The sequence below is a fragment of the Pseudonocardia sp. genome, assembly GCF_035305885.1.
In the GTDB taxonomy this organism is placed as follows: domain Bacteria; phylum Actinomycetota; class Actinomycetes; order Mycobacteriales; family Pseudonocardiaceae; genus Pseudonocardia.
This window is the reverse complement of record NZ_DATGOP010000110.1, coordinates 26,323-42,920: the sequence shown is the minus strand read 5'-3', so window position 1 is coordinate 42,920 and position 16,598 is coordinate 26,323. Positions and strand designations below refer to the sequence as shown.

Below are 16,598 nucleotides of genomic sequence, written 5' to 3'. Positions count from 1 at the left end.
TTGCCGGATGAGTCCGCTGCTGGCCGAGGCCGTTCCCGCCGGCACGTCGTACGTCGCCGTACCGGTGCAAGATCCCGCGCCGCCGCCGGACCGGGGCGAGGAGTTCGGCAAGGCGTCACCCGTCGCGCTCGTCGTCATCCTGGCGCTGGCGGTGGTCACGATCCTGCTGATCCGTGGCATGAGCAAGCGCATCAGCCGCCTCCCCGCGAGCTTCGAGGCCGCCGGCAAGGAGGAGGGCGAGCGGGAGGGCGACAAGCGCGAGCCGAAGGGCGGAGCGGCGGACGGCCCCTCGGCCTGAGAGGGTTGCCCGATGCCGAACCGCCTTGCCTCGGCCACCAGCCCGTACCTGCTGCAGCACGCCGACAACCCCGTCGACTGGTGGGAGTGGTCGGACGAGGCGTTCGCCGAAGCCGCGCGCCGGGACGTCCCGGTGCTGCTGTCGGTGGGGTACGCCGCCTGCCACTGGTGCCACGTCATGGCCCACGAGTCCTTCGAGGACCCGGAGATCGCCGAGCAGATCAACCGGGACTTCGTCGCCGTCAAGGTCGACCGCGAGGAGCGGCCCGACATCGACGCGGTCTACATGGCGGCCACCCAGGCCATGACCGGGCAGGGCGGCTGGCCGATGACCTGCTTCCTCACCCCGGCGGGCGAGCCGTTCCACTGCGGCACCTACTACCCGCCCACCCCGCGGGGCGGGCTGCCCAGCTTCCGCCAGCTCCTCGACGCCGTCACCACCGCGTGGCGGGAGGACGGCGCGCGCGTGCGCGGGGCGGCGGGGGAGATCGCGGCCCGGCTGGCCGACAGCGCCGCGGCCGCGCTGCCCTCGGCCGACATCCACCCCGACCTGCTGGACCGGGCCGCGGCCACCGTCGAGGCGCAGTTCGACCCGCAGGCGGGCGGGTTCGGCGCGGCGCCCAAGTTCCCGCCGTCGATGGTGTTGGAGTTCCTGCTGCGCCGGCACGAGCGCGTGGGGGGCGACGAGCTGCCCGCGAGCGTCCGGGTGACGTGCGAGCGCATGGCCCGCGGCGGGATCTACGACCAGCTCGCGGGCGGGTTCGCCCGGTACAGCGTCGACGGGCGCTGGGTCGTGCCGCACTTCGAGAAGATGCTCTACGACAACGCGCTGCTGCTGCGCGTCTACGCGCACCTCGCGCGGGTGACGGAGGATCCCCTCCCGCGGCGGATCGCCGAGGAGACGGCGGCGTTCCTGCTGCGCGACCTGCGCACCGAGGAGGGCGGCTTCGCCTCGGCGCTCGACGCCGACGCCGATGGCGTGGAGGGCCTCACCTACGCCTGGACGCCGCAGCAGCTCCGGGACGTCCTCGGCGACTCCGACGGGCGGTGGGCCGCCGAGCTGCTCACCGTCACCGAGGCCGGGACGTTCGAGCACGGCTCGTCCACCCTGCAGCTGCTCGCCGACCCCGACGACCCGGCGCGCTGGGAACGGGTGCGGGCCGCGCTGCTCGCCGCGCGGGCGAAGCGCCCGCAACCCGCGCGCGACGACAAGGTCATCACGTCCTGGAACGGGCTCGCGATCCTCGCGCTCGCCGAGGCCGGCGCGGCCCTCGGGCACCCCGAGTGGGTGGCCGCCGCGGCGGAGGCCGCCGACCTGCTGCTGCGCCTGCACCTGGTGGACGGGCGGTTGCGCCGCTCGTCGCGGGGCGGGGTGGTGGGCGCCGCGGCCGGCGTGCTGGAGGACCACGGCTGCCTCGCCGATGGGCTTTTCGCGTTGCACCAGGCCACGGGCGAGGCGCGGTGGCTGGCCGCGGGAGCCGAGCTGCTCGACACGGCGCTCGCGCACTTCGCCGATCCCGGCCAGCCCGGCTCGTTCTTCGACACCGCCGACGACGCCGAGGCGCTGCTGCACCGGCCCCGCGACGTCACCGACAACGCGTCGCCGTGCGGCGGGTCGTCGCTCGCGTCCGCGCTGCTCACGGCGTCGGTGCTGGTGGCCGAGCCGGACCGGTACCGCACCGCCGCCGAGGCCGCGCTGCGGTCCGCGGGCGTCCTCGCGGAGAAGCACCCCCGGTTCGCCGGTCACTGGCTCACCGCGGCCGAGGCGATGGTGCGCGGCCCGCTGCAGGTCGCGGTCGTCGGCGAGGACGGCGACCCGGCGCGCGACGAGCTGCTCGCCCACGCCCGCCGGCTGGCGGCGGGCGGCACCGTGATCGTGGCCGGCCGTCCCGACGAGCCCGGGGTTCCGCTGTTGGCGGGGCGGCCGCTCGTCGACGGCGGGGCCGCGGCGTACGTCTGCCGGGGGTTCGTGTGCGACCGCCCGGCGACCACGGTGGAGGAGCTCACCGCGAGCCTCCTGCTGCGCCCCTGACCAGCGCACCCGGCCCACGACTCGCCCGCACCCAGCCCGCGACTCGCGGACACCCCGGGCGCGACTCGCCTGCACTGAGGGCACGACTCGCCGACGCTCAGCCCGCGACTCGCGCGGCCTGCGCTTTTGCGATGTAATCTCGTAAGCACCCACAGCGGAGGTTGCGATGATGAGCGGACGGATGCACCGGGGATGGCCAGGCGGGCGGGGGCGCGGGCCGGGACGCGGCGGCTGGCAGCAGGCCGACCTGCCGCCCGCGGACGACGCGCAGGCGTGGCTGCAGGGGCGGCTGCCGGACGGGTGGTTCGTCGGGCCGCCGGAGGTCACGATCGACCGCGAGGAGATCGTCATCGTCGGCGAGCTGCCCCCGGTGGAGGGCGACTTCCCCGACACCGAGGCCGGCCGGGCCGACCGCGCGGCGGCCATCGCGGGGCGGATCTCCCGGTTCCGGGAGAGCACCCGGGAGGAGCGGATCGAGATCGCCCGCCAGGCCGAACACCGCTACCAGCGGAAGGTCGCCTGGGGCGCGCGCATCGGCGACACCGTCGAGCTGTTCACGACGGCCTCGGTGCCGGTGATGACGCGGCTGCGGCAGCCGGAGCGGATCGTGCTGGACACGCTCGTCGACGCGGGCGTCGCCCGCTCCCGCTCCGACGCGCTGGCCTGGGCGGTGCGCCTGGTCGGCCAGCACGCCGACGAGTGGCTCGCGGAGCTGCGGGAGGCCATGGCGCGCGTGGACGAGCTGCGCGCGAAGGGCCCCATCGTCGACACCGACAAGAAGGACGAGTCGGCCTGACGCGCTCCGCGAGCCCCGCTCAGCGGATCTTCTCGCCGTACACGTGCTCGACGTGCAGGAGGAGCAGCACGCGCTTGTCGGCGACCATCACCGAGCGGTACTCGTCCCAGTCCGGGTGCTCGCCGGCCGCGTTGCGGTAGTAGTCCACGAGGGCCTCCACCTCGGGCCCGTGCGGGTCCGTGCCCGGCCCGATCAGCTCGGCGGTGCCGTCGGCGGTGGCCCACGACCAACCGTCCGCGCTGGTCACCTCCAGCGCGGCGCGCGGGTCGCGGCGGAGGTTCCTCGTCTTCGCGCGGCCCTCCGTCATCGAGACGTAGATGATCCCCTTGTCGCGGTCGTAGTACGGCGTGACGGGCGACAGCTGGGGACGACCGTCGGCGCGGATCGTGGCGAGCACGCCGATCCGGCTCTCGGCGAGCAGGGCGTGGGGGTCGAAATCCGCTGTGCTGCTGGTCATATCCGGGCCAACCGGCCGCGGTCGCCGCGCATTCCGTCCATCGAGGTCGATCAGAACAGCAGGAGCCAGATCGCGACGTGGTGGCAGATCGCGGCGACCACCGTGGCGGCGTGGAAGAACTCGTGGAACCCGAACGTCGCGGGCCACGGGTTGGGCCTGCGCGTGGCGTAGAAGATCGCGCCGACCGTGTAGAACAGGCCGCCCGCGAGGATCAACACGAGCGGCGCGGGCCCGCCGCCTTCGAGGATCGCGGGGAGGACGAAGATGGCCACCCAGCCCAGGGCGATGTAGACCGGGACGCCGATCCACGCGGGCGCGTGCGGCCAGACCGTCTTCAGCACCACACCGGCGAGCGCGCCCACCCACACGACGGTGAGCACGGTGCGGGCGGTGGCCGGGTCCATGGCCAGCACCGCCACCGGGGTGTAGGTGCCCGCGATGAACAGGAAGATCATCGAGTGGTCGAGCCTGCGCATGACGGCTCGGCTGCGCGCGGTGCGCCAGGTGCGCCGGTGGTACAGCGCGCTCACCCCGAACAGGCCGAGCGTCGTCACCGCGTACACCGCGACCGCGAGCGCGGCGACCGCGCCGACGAGCGCCGCCGAGACGGCGATCATGGTCGCGCCCGCCGCGATCGAGACGGTGAACGACCAGAAGTGCAACCAGCCACGCATCCGCGGCTTGAGCATCGTCTCGCCGGGGCGAGGCGAGTCGAGGGGGGAGCCGGTCACCCGAGCGAGGTTACGGCAGCTCGGGGGGCTGCGTGGGGTCCTGTGCGTGAACCCACCCGCTCGTCTGCAGGCGGGGAATCGGCCCGGCGTACGCTGTTCCGCCGTGGGCGTCCGCGACCTGCTGTACTCGGTGTACGAGCGCAAGCTGAGCCGAGAGCTGGCCGGTGCGGCCGCCCGGCCCCGCCACGTGGCCGTGATGCTCGACGGCAACCGCCGCTGGGCGAGGGAGGCGGGCTTCGTCGACGTCAACGACGGGCACCGGGCGGGCGCAGCGAAGATCACCGAGTTCCTCGCGTGGTGCGAGGAAGCCGGTGTCGAGGTCGTGACGCTCTGGCTGTTGTCGACCGACAACCTCAAGCGGCCGCGCGAGGAGCTCGAACCGCTCCTGGAGATCATCACCAACGTCGTCGACGAGCTGTCCGGGCCGTCGGCGCGCTGGCGGCTGCGCGTCGTGGGCGCCCTCGAGCTGCTCCCGGGAGACATGTCCGAGCGGCTCTCGGCCGCCGCCGCCCGCACGCAGGACCGGCCGGGGCTGGAGCTCAACGTCGCGGTCGGGTACGGCGGCCGGCAGGAGATCGCCGACGCGGTGCGCAAGCTGCTGCTGCAGCACGCCGAGGCGGGCACCACCATCGAGGAGCTCGCGGAGGTGCTCGACGTCGACCACATCGCTGCGCACCTCTACACCTCCGGCCAGCCGGATCCGGACCTGGTCATCCGAACCTCGGGAGAACAGCGCCTGTCCGGTTTCCTGCTCTGGCAGTCCGCGCACTCCGAGTTCTGGTTCTGCGAGGCGTACTGGCCGGAGTTCCGGCGCGTCGACTTCCTGCGGGCCCTGCGCGACTACGCCGCCCGGCACCGCCGCTTCGGTTCTTAGCACCCGCGTCCCACGGGCCCGGGGCACGCGAAAACGGCGCCGGACCCGAAGGCCCGGCGCCGTTGTGGCACGCGCGATCCGACGATCAGTCGTCGATCTCGGCGCTGTCGCCCGACTTGGCGGCCGCGGTGCAGGAGTCGTCGATGTTGTTGTCGCCGTCGTCGTCCGCGTCGACGTCGGCCCCGCCCAGGATGCCCAGGCCGAGCGCGCCGGTCAGGTCGGCGAGCACGGAGGTGTCGTTCAGCGGGACCTGGACGCCCAGGACGTTCACCGGGACCTGGTTGTCGCAGACGTTGACCGGAACTGCGATGTTGTTGCCGGCGACGTTGATCAGGCCCTCGTTCGAGCCGTCGATGCTGTTGACGTCCTCGACCTTGGTCTTGCTGCCGTGGTGGTGCCCCTTGTGGTGGTCATCCTTGTCGCCAGCGAAGGCGAGCGGGCTCACCGCGAGCAGACCGGCAGCGGCCGTAGCCACGACAATTCCAGCCTTCTTCAGCACAGTTCATCTCCTGTTGAGTGTCCGGAGTCGACCGGAGCCGATCCCATTCAGAGTCAGCGTTTATGACCGGGGAGCCCTCGCTGACTGCGGAAAAAGCTAGCGGGCCGCGGCGGGCGAGAACAAATCGCCTACCACCATCGGATGAATCGAATACTCTGCGTTTGGTTACGCCCTCTTTCCGGTGACTGTCGAGGCCGGCTCGCACCCCCGGTTCCGGCCTTGATCGACACGCCGCGTAATGCATAATCACCCGAATGTGCGCGTATCCTTTTTGCTGACGACGGTCCGTGTTCGACCCTTCTCGAAGACCTTTCGCGACCGTGTTGCGCCCCTCGCGGTGCGAGCGGGGTGTGTGCCGCCGGCCGGGCGCGGGCGCGCGGGCGGCGGGTGCGGCCGGGTGCGCCGGGCGGTCGTGGGAGGCGCGGCCGAATGGGTCAGGGCGGCACGCGAGCCACGACGGGCGGTGTCTGTGGAGCGATGAGCGGTAGTCCGTTCTGTTAATTCTCGGTTCGCTGACGAAGGACAGCGGACAGTTGCTGTTGACCGCACCCGGGTGACCGCCGGTAGCGTTCGGGGCGGCGGCCCGTACCCGATGCGGACCGCTGGGGAGGCCCTGGTCGTGGTGTCTGTTGCACCAGAGGGGGTCGGCACCCGGCCCTCGTGGGCGTGGGCGGCGGTGAGAACCAGACCGCCGGATACGCCCGAGCCAGGGCCGACCGGCCCACCGGTGACGTGGACGCGGTGCCGTGTCCACCAGGGAGCACTCGTCGGCCGTCCGCCCTGGCTCGATGCCCCGTCGCTGACGCCACGGGCCCGGACGGCGGCCGTAGCGAGCGCTAGCGAGGAGCCTCCGTGACCGACCGTCGTACTGCCCCCGCTTCGCCCACCACCCGCTGCTACGTGCTCGACACCTCGGTGCTGCTGTCGGACCCGTGGTCGATGACCAGGTTCGACGAGCACGAAGTCGTCCTGCCGCTCGTGGTGATCTCCGAGCTCGAGGGCAAGCGGCACCACCCGGAACTCGGGTGGTTCGCCCGCACGGCGCTGCGCATGCTGGACGAGCTGCGCATCGAACACGGCCGCCTGGACGCGCCGGTGCCGATCGGCACCGCGGGCGGAACCCTGCACGTCGAGCTCAACCACAGCGACCCGGAGGTGCTCCCCGCGGGCTTCCGCACCGACTCCAACGACAGCCGGATCCTGGCCTGCGCCCTCAACCTCGCCGCGGAGCGCAAGCGCGAAGGGCGTGGCGAGGTCGTGCTGGTCAGCAAGGACATGCCGCTGCGCGTCAAGGCCGCGGCGGTCGGGCTGCAGGCCGACGAGTACCACGCGCTCGACGTGGTGCCCTCCGGCTGGACCGGCATGGCCGACCTGGAGGTCACGTCCGAGGACGTGGACGCCCTGTTCCGCGAGGGCGTGATCGACCACGACGCCGCCCGCGACCTGCCCGCCAACACCGGGCTGCGGCTGACCGGCGGCGGGTCGGCGGCCCTGGGCCGGGTCACCGCGGACAAGCGGGTGCGCCTCGTGCGCGGCGACCGGGAGGCGTTCGGCCTGCACGGGCGGTCCGCGGAGCAGCGGGTCGCGCTCGACCTGCTGCTCGACCCCGAGGTCGGGATCATCTCCCTCGGCGGCCGGGCGGGCACCGGCAAGTCGGCTCTCGCGCTGTGCGCCGGCCTCGAAGCGGTGATGGAGCGCCAGCAGCACCGCAAGGTCGTCGTGTTCCGGCCGCTCTACGCGGTCGGCGGGCAGGACCTCGGCTACCTGCCGGGGAGCGAGAGCGAGAAGATGGCTCCCTGGGCGCAGGCCGTCTTCGACACGCTCGGGGCGTTGGTCAGTCAGAACGTGCTCGAGGAGGTCATCGCCCGCGGCATGCTCGAGGTGCTGCCGCTCACCCACATCCGCGGGCGGTCGCTGCACGACTCGTTCGTGATCGTGGACGAGGCGCAGTCCCTGGAGCGCAACGTGCTGCTCACGGTGCTCTCGCGGCTCGGCGCCGCGTCCCGGGTCGTGCTCACCCACGACGTGGCCCAGCGCGACAACCTGCGGGTCGGCCGGCACGACGGCGTCGCGGCGGTGATCGAGGCGCTGAAGGGCCACCCGCTGTTCGCCCACATCACGCTCACCCGCAGCGAGCGCAGCCCGATCGCCGCGCTCGTGACGGAGATGCTGGAGGGCCCGGCGGCCTGAGCCACCCGGATCGCAGCACGGCCACCTTCATGGCGTGGAGGCGGCCGTGCTGCGACGGGGCTCAGAGGCCGTGCGGAGTGCCTTCGGTGAAGCCGGCCGTGGTCTGCACCCCGACGACGGCGCGCTCGTGCAGCTCGTCGAGGGTGCGCGCGCCCGCGTAGGTGCAGGCCGAGCGGACGCCGGAGCAGATCTCGTCCAGCACGTCCTCGACGCCGGGGCGGATCGGGTCGAGCAGCTGCTTCGACGAGGAGATGCCCTCCTCGAACAGCGCCTTGCGGGCCCGGTCGAACGCGCTCTCGCCGCGGGTGCGGGCGGTCACGGCGCGCTTGGACGCCATGCCGAACGACTCCTTGTACGGCCGGCCGTTCTCGTCGCGCTGCAGGTCGCCGGGCGACTCGTAGGTTCCCGCCAGCCAGGAGCCGATCATCACCGCGGACGCGCCCGCGGCCAGGGCCAGCGCCACGTCGCGGGGGTGGCGCACGCCGCCGTCGGCCCAGACCCGCACCCCGACCTCGCGGCCCGCCGCCGCGCACTCCAGCACGGCCGAGAACTGGGGGCGCCCGACCCCGGTCATCATCCGCGTCGTGCACATCGCGCCCGGGCCGACGCCGACCTTGACGATGTCGGCGCCCGCCGCGGCGAGGTCGCGCACGCCCTCGGCGGTGACGACGTTGCCCGCCGCGATCGGAACCGAGGCCCCGGCGTCGGAGACCGCCTTCCGGACCGCGCGCAGCGCGTCGAGCATCTTGTCCTGGTGGCCGTGCGCGGTGTCGACCACGAGCACGTCGACGCCCGCGTCCAGCAGGGCCTTCGCCTTGACCCCCACGTCGCCGTTGATCCCGATGGCGGCCGCGGTGCGCAGCCGCCCGGCCGCGTCGAGGGTGGGCCGGTACAGCTCCGCCCGCAGCGCGCCGAGCGCGGTGAGCAGGCCGGCGAGCCGGCCTTCGGCGTCGAGGCCGAGCGCGACGCGCCGCGACCCGAGCGCCTCGAACACCTGCCGCGGCGGCGTGTCCAGCGGCAGCGTGAGCGGGTCGGGGTCGAGCACCTCGGACAGGCGGGTGAAGCGGTCGACCCCGGTGCACGCCGCCTCGTCGACGGTGCCGACCGGGCGGCCGCCCTCGTCCACCACGACAACGGCGCCGTGGGCCCGCTTCGGGAGCAGGTTGATCGCGTCGGCGACGGCGTCGTCCGGCGTGAGCACAAGCGGCGTGTCCCACACCGGGTGCCGGGACTTGATCCACGAGACGATCTCGGCCACCGCCTCCGGCGCCACGTCCTGCGGCAGCACCGTGAGGCCACCGCGGCGGGCCAGCGTCTCGGCCATCCGGCGCCCGGCCACCGCGGTCATGTTCGCGGCGATCACCGGGACCGTGGCGCCCGAGCCGTCGGCGGTGGTGAGGTCGACGTCGAACCGGGAGGCCACCGACGACCGCCCCGGGACGAGGAAGACGTCGTCGTAGGTGAGGTCGTGGTTGGGCTCTTGCCCGTCGAGGAAGCGCACGAGAAGACGAGTCTACGCGCGTGCGGCCGGGTGCGTGACCTGGTCGGCGGAGGCGGGGAGCGGCCGGATCGCCCGGACCCGTTCCAGGCGCAGGGCGGGCAGGCACGCCTGAACCAGCTCGTCGCCGATCGGGGTCGGCACGTCCCACCGCGCGTCGGCGGGCCCGCCGCCGACGCGCTCCGCGAGGTGGTCGTTCCACGCCCCGTAGTCGCTGGCGAGGACCAGCTCGGCGGGCGCGGTGAACTCGATGGTGACGTGGTCGCGGGCGGCATCCCCGAGCAGCATGTGCGCGTCGTGCACCGTGACCCCGCAGGACCCGCCCCACGCCCACACCGGCGGGCGGCCGTGCGTGGGGATGCCGGCCCGCTCCATCGCGGCCACCATCGCCCGGTACGCCCGCAGGCACGCGTCGCCCGGGCTGGGCGGGACGCGCTCCCACGAGCCGACCAGCTGACCGGTGGTGTGCAGCTCGCCCAGCCGTGCCGCCGGCTGGAACGACCACAGCAGCACCTCGCCCACGGCCCCACCCTCACGTCGGCGCGCGGGCGCCGCAACGCGTTTCCTCACTCGCGCAGCAGCGCCCGCACCGCGTCGATCGTGTCGGCCTCCGCGGGCGTCTTGTCCGGGCGGTAGCGCAGCACCCGGGCGAACCGCAGCGCGACGCCGCCCGGGTAGCGCGGGCTGCGCTGCACCCCGTCGAGCTCGATCTCGACCACCAGCTCGGGCCGCAGCAGCACCTCGTGGCCGCGGTGCTCGCGGGCGAGCGCGGGGAACGTGGCCGTCTGCCAGGCGAGCAGCTCGTCGGTCATGCCCTTGAACGTCTTGCCGACCATGATCGGCTCGCCGCCGTCGGGGTCGCGGGCGCCGAGGTGGATGTTCGACAGCGACCCGGTGCGCCTGCCGTAGCCCCACTCGGCGCCGATCACGACCAGGTCGAGGGTGTGCACCGGCTTGACCTTCTGCCACGCCCGGCCCCGCCTGCCCGCGGCGTACGGGGCGGTCAGCGACTTGACCATGACGCCCTCGTGGCCCGCGTCGAGCGCGCGGTCGAGCAGCTCGGCGGCCTCCTCGGCGGAGGGCCGCAGCGCGGCGGGCATGCGGTGGCCGTCGGCGACCTGCGCCAGCGCGTCGAGCCGGACGTGCAGGGGCTCGTCGAGCAGGTCGGTGCCGTCGAGGTGGAGGCAGTCGAAGAAGAACGGCTGCAGCAGCAGCTCGCCCGCCGCCGCGCCGAAGCGGCTCATCGTCTCCTGGAACGGGCGCGGCCTGCCGTCGTCGCGCAGCGCGAGCGTCTCGCCGTCGAGCACGACCGAACGGCAGGGCAGCCCGCGCACCAGCTCGACCAGCTCGGGCACGCTCGGGGTGATCTCGCGCAGCGTGCGCGTCCACACCCGCACCTCTCGGCCGTCGCGGTGGACCTGGATGCGAGCGCCGTCCAGCTTGTACTCCACGTGCGCGTCCGGCCCGAGCTCGGCGAGCGCGGAGCCGAGGTCGTCGGCGGGGGAGGCGAGCATCGGGCGCACCGGGCGGCCGACCTGCAGCGAGACGGCCTCGAGCCCGGCGATGCCCCGCGTGAGCGCGAGCCGGGCCGTGGCCGGGAGCTGCCCGGAGAGCATGAACGCGCGCCGGACGGCCGCGGCCGGGACCTCCGCGGCCGCGGCGATCGCCTCGAGCATGACGCCGTCGAGCGCGCCCTGGCGCAGCTCGCCGGTGAGCAGCCGGCGCAGGAAGTGCTGCTCCTCGGCGGTGGCCGCGCCGAACAGCTCGCCGAGCAGCGCCGCGCGCCGGGCCGTGGAGCCCGCGCCGGTGGTGGCGGCGAGGCGGTCGAGGGCCCGCTCGACGGCGGCGACCTGGAGCGCGGGCCGCTCGGCCGGCGCGGCGTCGATGCCGGCGAGCGTGCGCCACCCGGTGCCGAGCCGGCTCTGGCGCGGCTCGCCGGCCAGCCACGCGGTGGCCGGTTCGATCTCGTCGTGCCCGGCGCGGCGCAGGAGGTCGGCGAGCGCGGCCGTCTTCGCCTTGCGGGAGCGGGTGGCCCCGACCGCGGCGGAGGTGGCGACGACGTCGGCGAGCAGCACGTTTCCATCCTGGCAGCGCACCCGGCGAGTCGCGCTCCGGATGCGGGCGAGTCGCGCTCTCGGTGCGCGTGAGTCGGGGCCGGGTGCGCGCCAGGATGGAGGCGTGCGCGCATGGGTGGTGGAGCGGCCGGGGCCGCTCGATCGGGGACCGCTGCGATCCGTCACGCTGCCCGACCCGCAGCCGGGGCCGGGGGAGGTGCGGGTGCGGGTGAGCGCGTGCGGCGTGTGCCGCACCGACCTGCACCTCGCCGAGGGCGACCTGCAGCCGCGGCGGCCGCGGACCGTGCCGGGGCACGAGGTGGTCGGCGTGGTGGACGCCGTCGGCCCCGGCGCCGAGCGGTTCGCGCCGGGGGAGCGGATCGGCATCGCGTGGCTGCGCGGCACGTGCGGGCGGTGCCGCTGGTGCCGGACCGGGCGGGAGAACCTCTGCCCGTCCGCGGTGTTCACCGGCTGGGACGCCGACGGGGGCTACGCCGAGTACGCCGTGGTCCCCGAGGCCTACGCCTACCGCCTGCCCGACGCGCTCGACGACGTGACGGCCGCGCCGCTGCTGTGCGCCGGGATCGTCGGCTACCGCGCGCTGGTGCGGGCCGAGGTGCCGCCGGGCGGGCGGCTGGGCATCTACGGGTTCGGGGCATCCGCGCACGTCGTCGCGCAGGTGGCGATCGCGCAAGGCGCCACGGTGCACGTCGTCACCCGCTCGCCCGCCGCGCAGGAACTGGCCCGCGAGCTGGGCGCCGCGTCCGCCGGGTCCGACGCGCCGCCGGAGCCGCTGGACTCGGCGATCCTCTTCGCGCCGGTGGGCGACCTCGTCCCGGTCGCGCTGCGCGCGCTCGACCAGGGCGGCACGCTCGCGATCGCCGGGATCCACCTCACCGACGTCCCGCGCCTGGTCTACGCCGACGAGCTGTTCCGGGAGAAGCAGGTGCGCAGCGTCACCGCGAACACCCGCGCCGACGGCGAGGAGTTCCTGCGGCTCGCCGCGGCGCTGCGGGTGCGGCCGACCGCGTCGCCCCGCCCGCTCGCGGAGGCCGACCGCGCGCTCGTCGACCTCGCCGAGGACCGCATCACCGGCGCCGCCGTCCTCGTCCCCTGACGCGGCGGCGCGGTCGGCGGGCGCGCAGCCAGAGCGTGACCCGCCCAGGGCTCCGGCGAGTCGCGCTCTGGATGTCGGCGAGTCGCGGGCTGAGTGCGGTGATCTCCGGCCGGACCGGCGGGGCCGGGTGGCTGCGGTCGCGGGTGGGCAGCGTGCCGCGCGGCTGCGCCATCCGCCGCCGTGCCGTCACCACGGTGTCGGCGAGCACGTCGACGTGCAGCGGCCCGGTGGCGTCGTGGTCGGTCGCGTGCGGCACCGAGGCGATGGCGATGCCCGGGTCGAACCCGGCGAGCCGGCGCGCGCCCCGCGAACAGGTGCGCGCGACGTGGGCGATCTCCCCGCGCGCGCCCGGCAGCACAGCACCTCGGGCCGACCGGGCGGCCGTCTCCCCTGTGCGGGGCGGCGGCTACCGGCCGCCGCGCGCCATCGCCAGCACGTCGAGGGCGGCGTCGAGCTGCTCGATCGTGATCCTGCCGCTCTCGACGTGCCCGCGCTCGAGCACGACCTCGCGGATCGTCTTGCGCTCCTTGAGCGACTGCTTGGCGATCGAGGCAGCCTCCTCGTAGCCGAGGTAGCGGTTGAGCGGCGTGACGATCGACGGCGAGGACTCGGCCAGCTCGCGGGTGCGCTCCAGGTCCGGCTCCGCGCCCGCCACGACCTTGTCGGCGAGCAGCCGCGCGGCCGCGGCGATGAGCCGCGCCGACTCCAGGATGTTGCGCGCCATCACCGGCATCATCACGTTCAGCTCGAGGTTGCCCTGCGAGCCCGCGAAGGCCACGGCGGCGTCGTTGCCCATCACCTGGGCGGCCACCATCATCGTGGCCTCGCAGATCACCGGGTTGACCTTCCCCGGCATGATCGAGCTGCCCGGCTGCAGGTCGGGCAGGCGCAGCTCGGCGAGGCCGGTGCGCGGGCCGGAGCCCAGCCAGCGGATGTCGTTGGCGACCTTGAACAGGGAGACGGCGACGGTCCGCAGCGCGCCGGAGGCCTCCACGAGCCCGTCGCGCGCGCCCTGCGCCTCGATGTGGTCCTCGGCCTCGGTCAGCATCTCGAGGCCGGTGGCGGCGCGCAGCTCCTCGACCACCCGCGCGGCGAATCCCTCGGGCGCGTTGAGCCCGGTGCCGACGGCGGTGCCGCCGATCGGGAGCTGGGCCAGCCGGGGGAGCACGTCGCGAACCCGCGCCGCGCCGTACTCCACCTGCGTCGCCCAGCCGCCCGCCTCCTGGCCGAGCGTGATGGGCACGGCGTCCATGAGGTGGGTGCGCCCGGCCTTGACGACGTCGGCCCAGTCGGCCGAGCGGCGGCGCAGCGTGGCGGCGAGGTGCTCCAGCGCGGGGATGACGTCGCCCACCAGTGCCTCGGTGGCGGCGACGTGGATCGTGGTCGGGAAGACGTCGTTGGACGACTGCGAGGCGTTGACGTGGTCGTTCGGGTGCACCTCTACGCCGGAGCGGCCGGCGACCGAGGCGATCACCTCGTTGGCGTTCATGTTGGAGCTGGTGCCCGAGCCGGTCTGGAACACGTCGACGGGGAAGTGGTCGTCGTGCTTGCCCTCGGCGACCTCGTCCGCGGCGGCCGCGATCGCGTCCGCCAGCTCCTCCGGCAGCACCCCGATCTGCTTGTTCACCCGCGCGGCGGCCGCCTTCACGAGCCCGAGCGCGCGGATCTGCGCGCGCTCGAGGCCTCGGCCGGAGATCGGGAAGTTCTCGACGGCGCGTTGGGTCTGCGCGCGCCAGAGGGCGTCGACGGGCACCTTGACCTCGCCCATCGTGTCGTGCTCGATCCGGAACCGGTCATCGGTGGACATGAGGCCAGTCTCGCCCCACCTGCGGGTGCGTGCAGCAGGAGGTGGCGGCGCCCACCCCGCGGGGATACGCACATCTGCGTATCCCCTCTCCCGGGGGCCGGGGGCCACCATCGGCGCATGCCGTTCTCCCGTCGCCGCCCCCGCGAGCGGCCGGGTGCGGGGACGGAGGAGGAGGCGCCGAGCGGGCGGGGGACGTCCGGGCCCGACGGCGCGGACGTGCCCCGGGTGCCGCCCTGCTGCGGGAGGACGGCCCCGCGCTACTGGTGTCCGCTGATGGTGGGAACCGCGCCGCCGCGCGGGTGAGACCGGCCAGGCCGCGCTAACCGGGGGCGCGCCCGGGGCGAGGCCACCGCCGTGGACCGCGCGACCTGCGAGCGGGAGTGGCTGGACCTGGTGGGCGACCTGCTGGAGGCGCCGCTCGCGGAGCTGCCCGCGGAGCGGATCGCCGCGCAGCTCGTCGCCAGCTTCCGGCTGCGCGCCGTCGCCTACAACCACCGCGAGCCGGGCGGGGGCCCGGGGCAGCTGGTGTGGCCGCCCGGCGAGCAGTTCCGCGGGCACCGCGCCGAGGTCGACCACTGGGGCGTGTGCCGCGCGCCGGTCGAGCACCCGATCCTGCGCTACTACCTCGCCACCCGGGACTGGCGGGCGATCCAGGTCGCCGACGTGCCCGCGCGATACGTCGACGCGGCGTTGCAGGCGCGCTGGCGGGAGGTGACCCGGGCCTGGGGGACGCCCGCGCACCTGGCGCTGCCGCTGCACGTCGGGCCGCGCAGCCACCGCGCGTTCGTCCTGGGCCGCGCGGACCGCTTCACCGCCGACGAGGTGCGCCTCGCCCGGACCATCCAGCACGTGCTGCGCGGGGTCGACCGCCGGATCGTGGTGGTGCGCACCTGGTTCGACCCCACGGCGCGGGACGTGGCGTCCGCCGTGCACCTCACGCCGCGCGAGCTCGCCGTGCTCGCCGCGCTCGCCGAGGGCCTCACCGCCGCCGCGATCGGCCGCAGGCTCCTGATCACCGAGCGCACGGTGCACAAGCACCTGGAGCGGCTCTACACCAAGCTCGGCGTGGGCGACCGGCTGGCCGCGGTGCTCGCCGCCCAGCGGTTGGGGCTGCTGCGGGCCCGGTGAGCGGGCCTCACGCGCCGCCGGTGGTCGAGGCCCGCACGACCAGCTCCGGCGGCAGGTGCACCGACCCGACCGAGCGGCCGCCGATCAGGTCTGCGAGCAGCCCGAGCGCGCGCCTGCCCATCTCGTGCACGGGGACCCGCACGGAGGTCAGGGGCACGGGCAGCTCGGCGGCGAGCGGGGTGTCGTTGAAGCCCGCTACGGCGATGTCGCGCCCGATGAGCAGTCCGTGCTCGCGCGCGCAGCCCGCGGCGCCGATCGCGGCGAAGTCGTTCACCGCGAACAGCGCGGTCGGCGGCTCGGCGCCCGCCGCCTGCATGATCCGGGCCGTCGCCTCGCGGCCGCCGCCGGTGTCGAACCGCGAGTGGACCACGAGCTCCTCCGGCACCGGGAAGCCCGCCTCCCGGTAGCGCTCGACGAAGCCGGCGGTGCGCTCGCGCGCGGTCCGCGCGTAGGCGGGGCCTGCGACGACGGCGACGCGCTGGTGGCCCCGTTCGAGGAGGTGCTCGGCCACCATCCGCCCGCCGGCGCGGTTGTCGCACGCCACCACCGGGAAGTCCCCGGCGGGCCGGTTGACCAGGACGAACGGCACCTCCCTCGCGGCGACCTCGGCGAGCAGCTCGGTGTCCTCGCGGCCGTCGGCGAAGATCAGCCCGTCGACCCGGCGGCCGATCGCGAGCTCCGTGCGCGCCCGCTGGGTGGGCTCGTCGTCGCGGGTGTTCATGACGAACGTCGACAGGCCGCGCTCCGCGGCCGCCTCCTCGATGCCCTCGTAGACCAGTGCGAGCACCAGGTCGGCCAGCTGCGGGACGAGGACGCCGACGAGGTCGCTGCGCGCCGTGCGCAGGCTCTTCGCGTGCGGGTTGCGCCGGTAGCCGAGCTCGTCGGCGAGCCTGCGGATGCGCTCGGCGGTGGCGCCCGACGCCGCCCGCTCGCTGCCCTCCGGCGGCCCGTTGAGCACCCGCGACACGGTGGAGACGTGCAGGCCCAGCTGGTCGGCGATCGCCTTGAGCGTCGCGGGCCGCGCTCTGGCCACCCGGGGACCTCCTCTTGACGCCGGTGCGGATGTCACCGCAGGATACACGCAATCGTTTGGCGCAAACGTTTGGGTAGAGGAGGTC

16 protein-coding genes are annotated in these 16,598 nt (G+C 74.7%); 7 read left to right on the top strand and 9 right to left on the bottom strand.

Going from position 1 to position 16,598, the window contains the following annotated elements; genetic code table 11:
- Nucleotides 1-7 precede the first annotated feature (7 nt).
- The 3 genes from VKZ81_RS22790 (at nt 8) to abmR (ending at nt 3,125) form a co-directional block, all read left to right on the top strand.
- A complete protein-coding gene (locus VKZ81_RS22790; protein ID WP_324243684.1) occupies nt 8-298 on the top strand; it encodes a hypothetical protein in 291 nt (96 codons plus the stop codon).
- 12 nt (nt 299-310) lie between these two features.
- Nucleotides 311-2,329 carry a thioredoxin domain-containing protein gene (locus tag VKZ81_RS22785; protein WP_324243683.1) on the top strand — a complete coding sequence of 673 codons (2,019 nt, stop codon included), beginning with the start codon at nt 311-313 and terminating at the stop codon, nt 2,327-2,329.
- Between the two features lie 181 nt (nt 2,330-2,510).
- A complete protein-coding gene (abmR, locus tag VKZ81_RS22780; protein ID WP_324243798.1) occupies nt 2,511-3,125 on the top strand; it encodes an ATP-binding transcription factor AbmR in 615 nt (204 codons plus the stop codon).
- 19 nt (nt 3,126-3,144) lie between these two features.
- Here the strand turns inward: abmR and VKZ81_RS22775 are convergent, their stop codons facing one another.
- Nucleotides 3,145-3,582 carry a PPOX class F420-dependent oxidoreductase gene (locus VKZ81_RS22775; protein ID WP_324243682.1) on the bottom strand — a complete coding sequence of 146 codons (438 nt, stop codon included), beginning with the start codon at nt 3,580-3,582 and terminating at the stop codon, nt 3,145-3,147.
- Nucleotides 3,583-3,632: 50 nt separating this feature from the next.
- A complete protein-coding gene (gene trhA / locus VKZ81_RS22770) occupies nt 3,633-4,271 on the bottom strand; it encodes a PAQR family membrane homeostasis protein TrhA (RefSeq protein WP_324243797.1) in 639 nt (212 codons plus the stop codon).
- A gap of 145 nt (nt 4,272-4,416) precedes the next feature.
- Between trhA and VKZ81_RS22765 the strand changes: the two genes are divergently transcribed.
- Nucleotides 4,417-5,187, top strand: a complete 771-nt coding sequence (locus tag VKZ81_RS22765; protein ID WP_324243681.1) for an isoprenyl transferase — start codon at nt 4,417-4,419, stop codon at nt 5,185-5,187.
- A gap of 85 nt (nt 5,188-5,272) precedes the next feature.
- On the opposite strand, the gene VKZ81_RS22760 is transcribed toward VKZ81_RS22765, so the two are convergent.
- Nucleotides 5,273-5,686: a hypothetical protein gene (locus VKZ81_RS22760; RefSeq protein ID WP_324243680.1), complete on the bottom strand. Its 414-nt coding sequence runs from the start codon at nt 5,684-5,686 to the stop codon at nt 5,273-5,275.
- An 852-nt stretch (nt 5,687-6,538) separates the two neighbouring features.
- Between VKZ81_RS22760 and phoH2 the strand changes: the two genes are divergently transcribed.
- Complete coding sequence (gene phoH2, locus VKZ81_RS22755) at nt 6,539-7,876, top strand: RNA 5'-3' helicase PhoH2 (protein WP_324243679.1); 1,338 nt, start codon at nt 6,539-6,541, stop codon at nt 7,874-7,876.
- Between the two features lie 61 nt (nt 7,877-7,937).
- On the opposite strand, the gene VKZ81_RS22750 is transcribed toward phoH2, so the two are convergent.
- From VKZ81_RS22750 to VKZ81_RS22740, 3 genes are read right to left on the bottom strand one after another with little or no spacing between them, the layout of a single operon-like run.
- Entirely contained in the window at nt 7,938-9,377 is a 1,440-nt protein-coding gene (locus VKZ81_RS22750; RefSeq protein WP_324243678.1) for a GuaB1 family IMP dehydrogenase-related protein, read from the bottom strand.
- A gap of 12 nt (nt 9,378-9,389) precedes the next feature.
- Complete coding sequence (locus VKZ81_RS22745) at nt 9,390-9,896, bottom strand: hypothetical protein (RefSeq protein ID WP_324243677.1); 507 nt, start codon at nt 9,894-9,896, stop codon at nt 9,390-9,392.
- Between the two features lie 44 nt (nt 9,897-9,940).
- Nucleotides 9,941-11,449: an ATP-dependent DNA ligase gene (locus tag VKZ81_RS22740; protein ID WP_324243676.1), complete on the bottom strand. Its 1,509-nt coding sequence runs from the start codon at nt 11,447-11,449 to the stop codon at nt 9,941-9,943.
- Nucleotides 11,450-11,552: 103 nt separating this feature from the next.
- Between VKZ81_RS22740 and VKZ81_RS22735 the strand changes: the two genes are divergently transcribed.
- Complete coding sequence (locus VKZ81_RS22735) at nt 11,553-12,545, top strand: zinc-dependent alcohol dehydrogenase family protein (protein ID WP_324243675.1); 993 nt, start codon at nt 11,553-11,555, stop codon at nt 12,543-12,545.
- Here VKZ81_RS22735 and VKZ81_RS22730 read toward each other — a convergent pair.
- A complete protein-coding gene (locus VKZ81_RS22730; protein ID WP_324243674.1) occupies nt 12,517-12,903 on the bottom strand; it encodes a hypothetical protein in 387 nt (128 codons plus the stop codon). The genes VKZ81_RS22735 and VKZ81_RS22730 overlap by 29 nt on opposite strands.
- Nucleotides 12,904-12,951: 48 nt before the next feature.
- Nucleotides 12,952-14,352 carry a class II fumarate hydratase gene (locus tag VKZ81_RS22725; protein WP_324243673.1) on the bottom strand — a complete coding sequence of 467 codons (1,401 nt, stop codon included), beginning with the start codon at nt 14,350-14,352 and terminating at the stop codon, nt 12,952-12,954.
- 354 nt (nt 14,353-14,706) lie between these two features.
- Between VKZ81_RS22725 and VKZ81_RS22720 the strand changes: the two genes are divergently transcribed.
- Nucleotides 14,707-15,480: a helix-turn-helix transcriptional regulator gene (locus VKZ81_RS22720; RefSeq protein ID WP_324243672.1), complete on the top strand. Its 774-nt coding sequence runs from the start codon at nt 14,707-14,709 to the stop codon at nt 15,478-15,480.
- A gap of 7 nt (nt 15,481-15,487) precedes the next feature.
- Here the strand turns inward: VKZ81_RS22720 and VKZ81_RS22715 are convergent, their stop codons facing one another.
- Nucleotides 15,488-16,513 carry a LacI family DNA-binding transcriptional regulator gene (locus VKZ81_RS22715; protein ID WP_324243671.1) on the bottom strand — a complete coding sequence of 342 codons (1,026 nt, stop codon included), beginning with the start codon at nt 16,511-16,513 and terminating at the stop codon, nt 15,488-15,490.
- Nucleotides 16,514-16,598: the final 85 nt, after the last annotated feature.

Bases quoted from the DNA above. Each gene is read 5' to 3' on its own strand.
- abmR (WP_324243798.1), top strand. From the start codon at position 2,511: ATGCACCGGGGATGGCCAGGCGGGCGGGGGCGCGGGCCGGGACGCGGC.
- VKZ81_RS22775 (WP_324243682.1), bottom strand. From the start codon at position 3,582: ATGACCAGCAGCACAGCGGATTTCGACCCCCACGCCCTGCTCGCCGAG.
- VKZ81_RS22785 (WP_324243683.1), top strand. From the start codon at position 311: ATGCCGAACCGCCTTGCCTCGGCCACCAGCCCGTACCTGCTGCAGCAC.
- VKZ81_RS22725 (WP_324243673.1), bottom strand. From the start codon at position 14,352: ATGTCCACCGATGACCGGTTCCGGATCGAGCACGACACGATGGGCGAG.
- VKZ81_RS22790 (WP_324243684.1), top strand. From the start codon at position 8: ATGAGTCCGCTGCTGGCCGAGGCCGTTCCCGCCGGCACGTCGTACGTC.
- trhA (WP_324243797.1), bottom strand. From the start codon at position 4,271: ATGCTCAAGCCGCGGATGCGTGGCTGGTTGCACTTCTGGTCGTTCACC.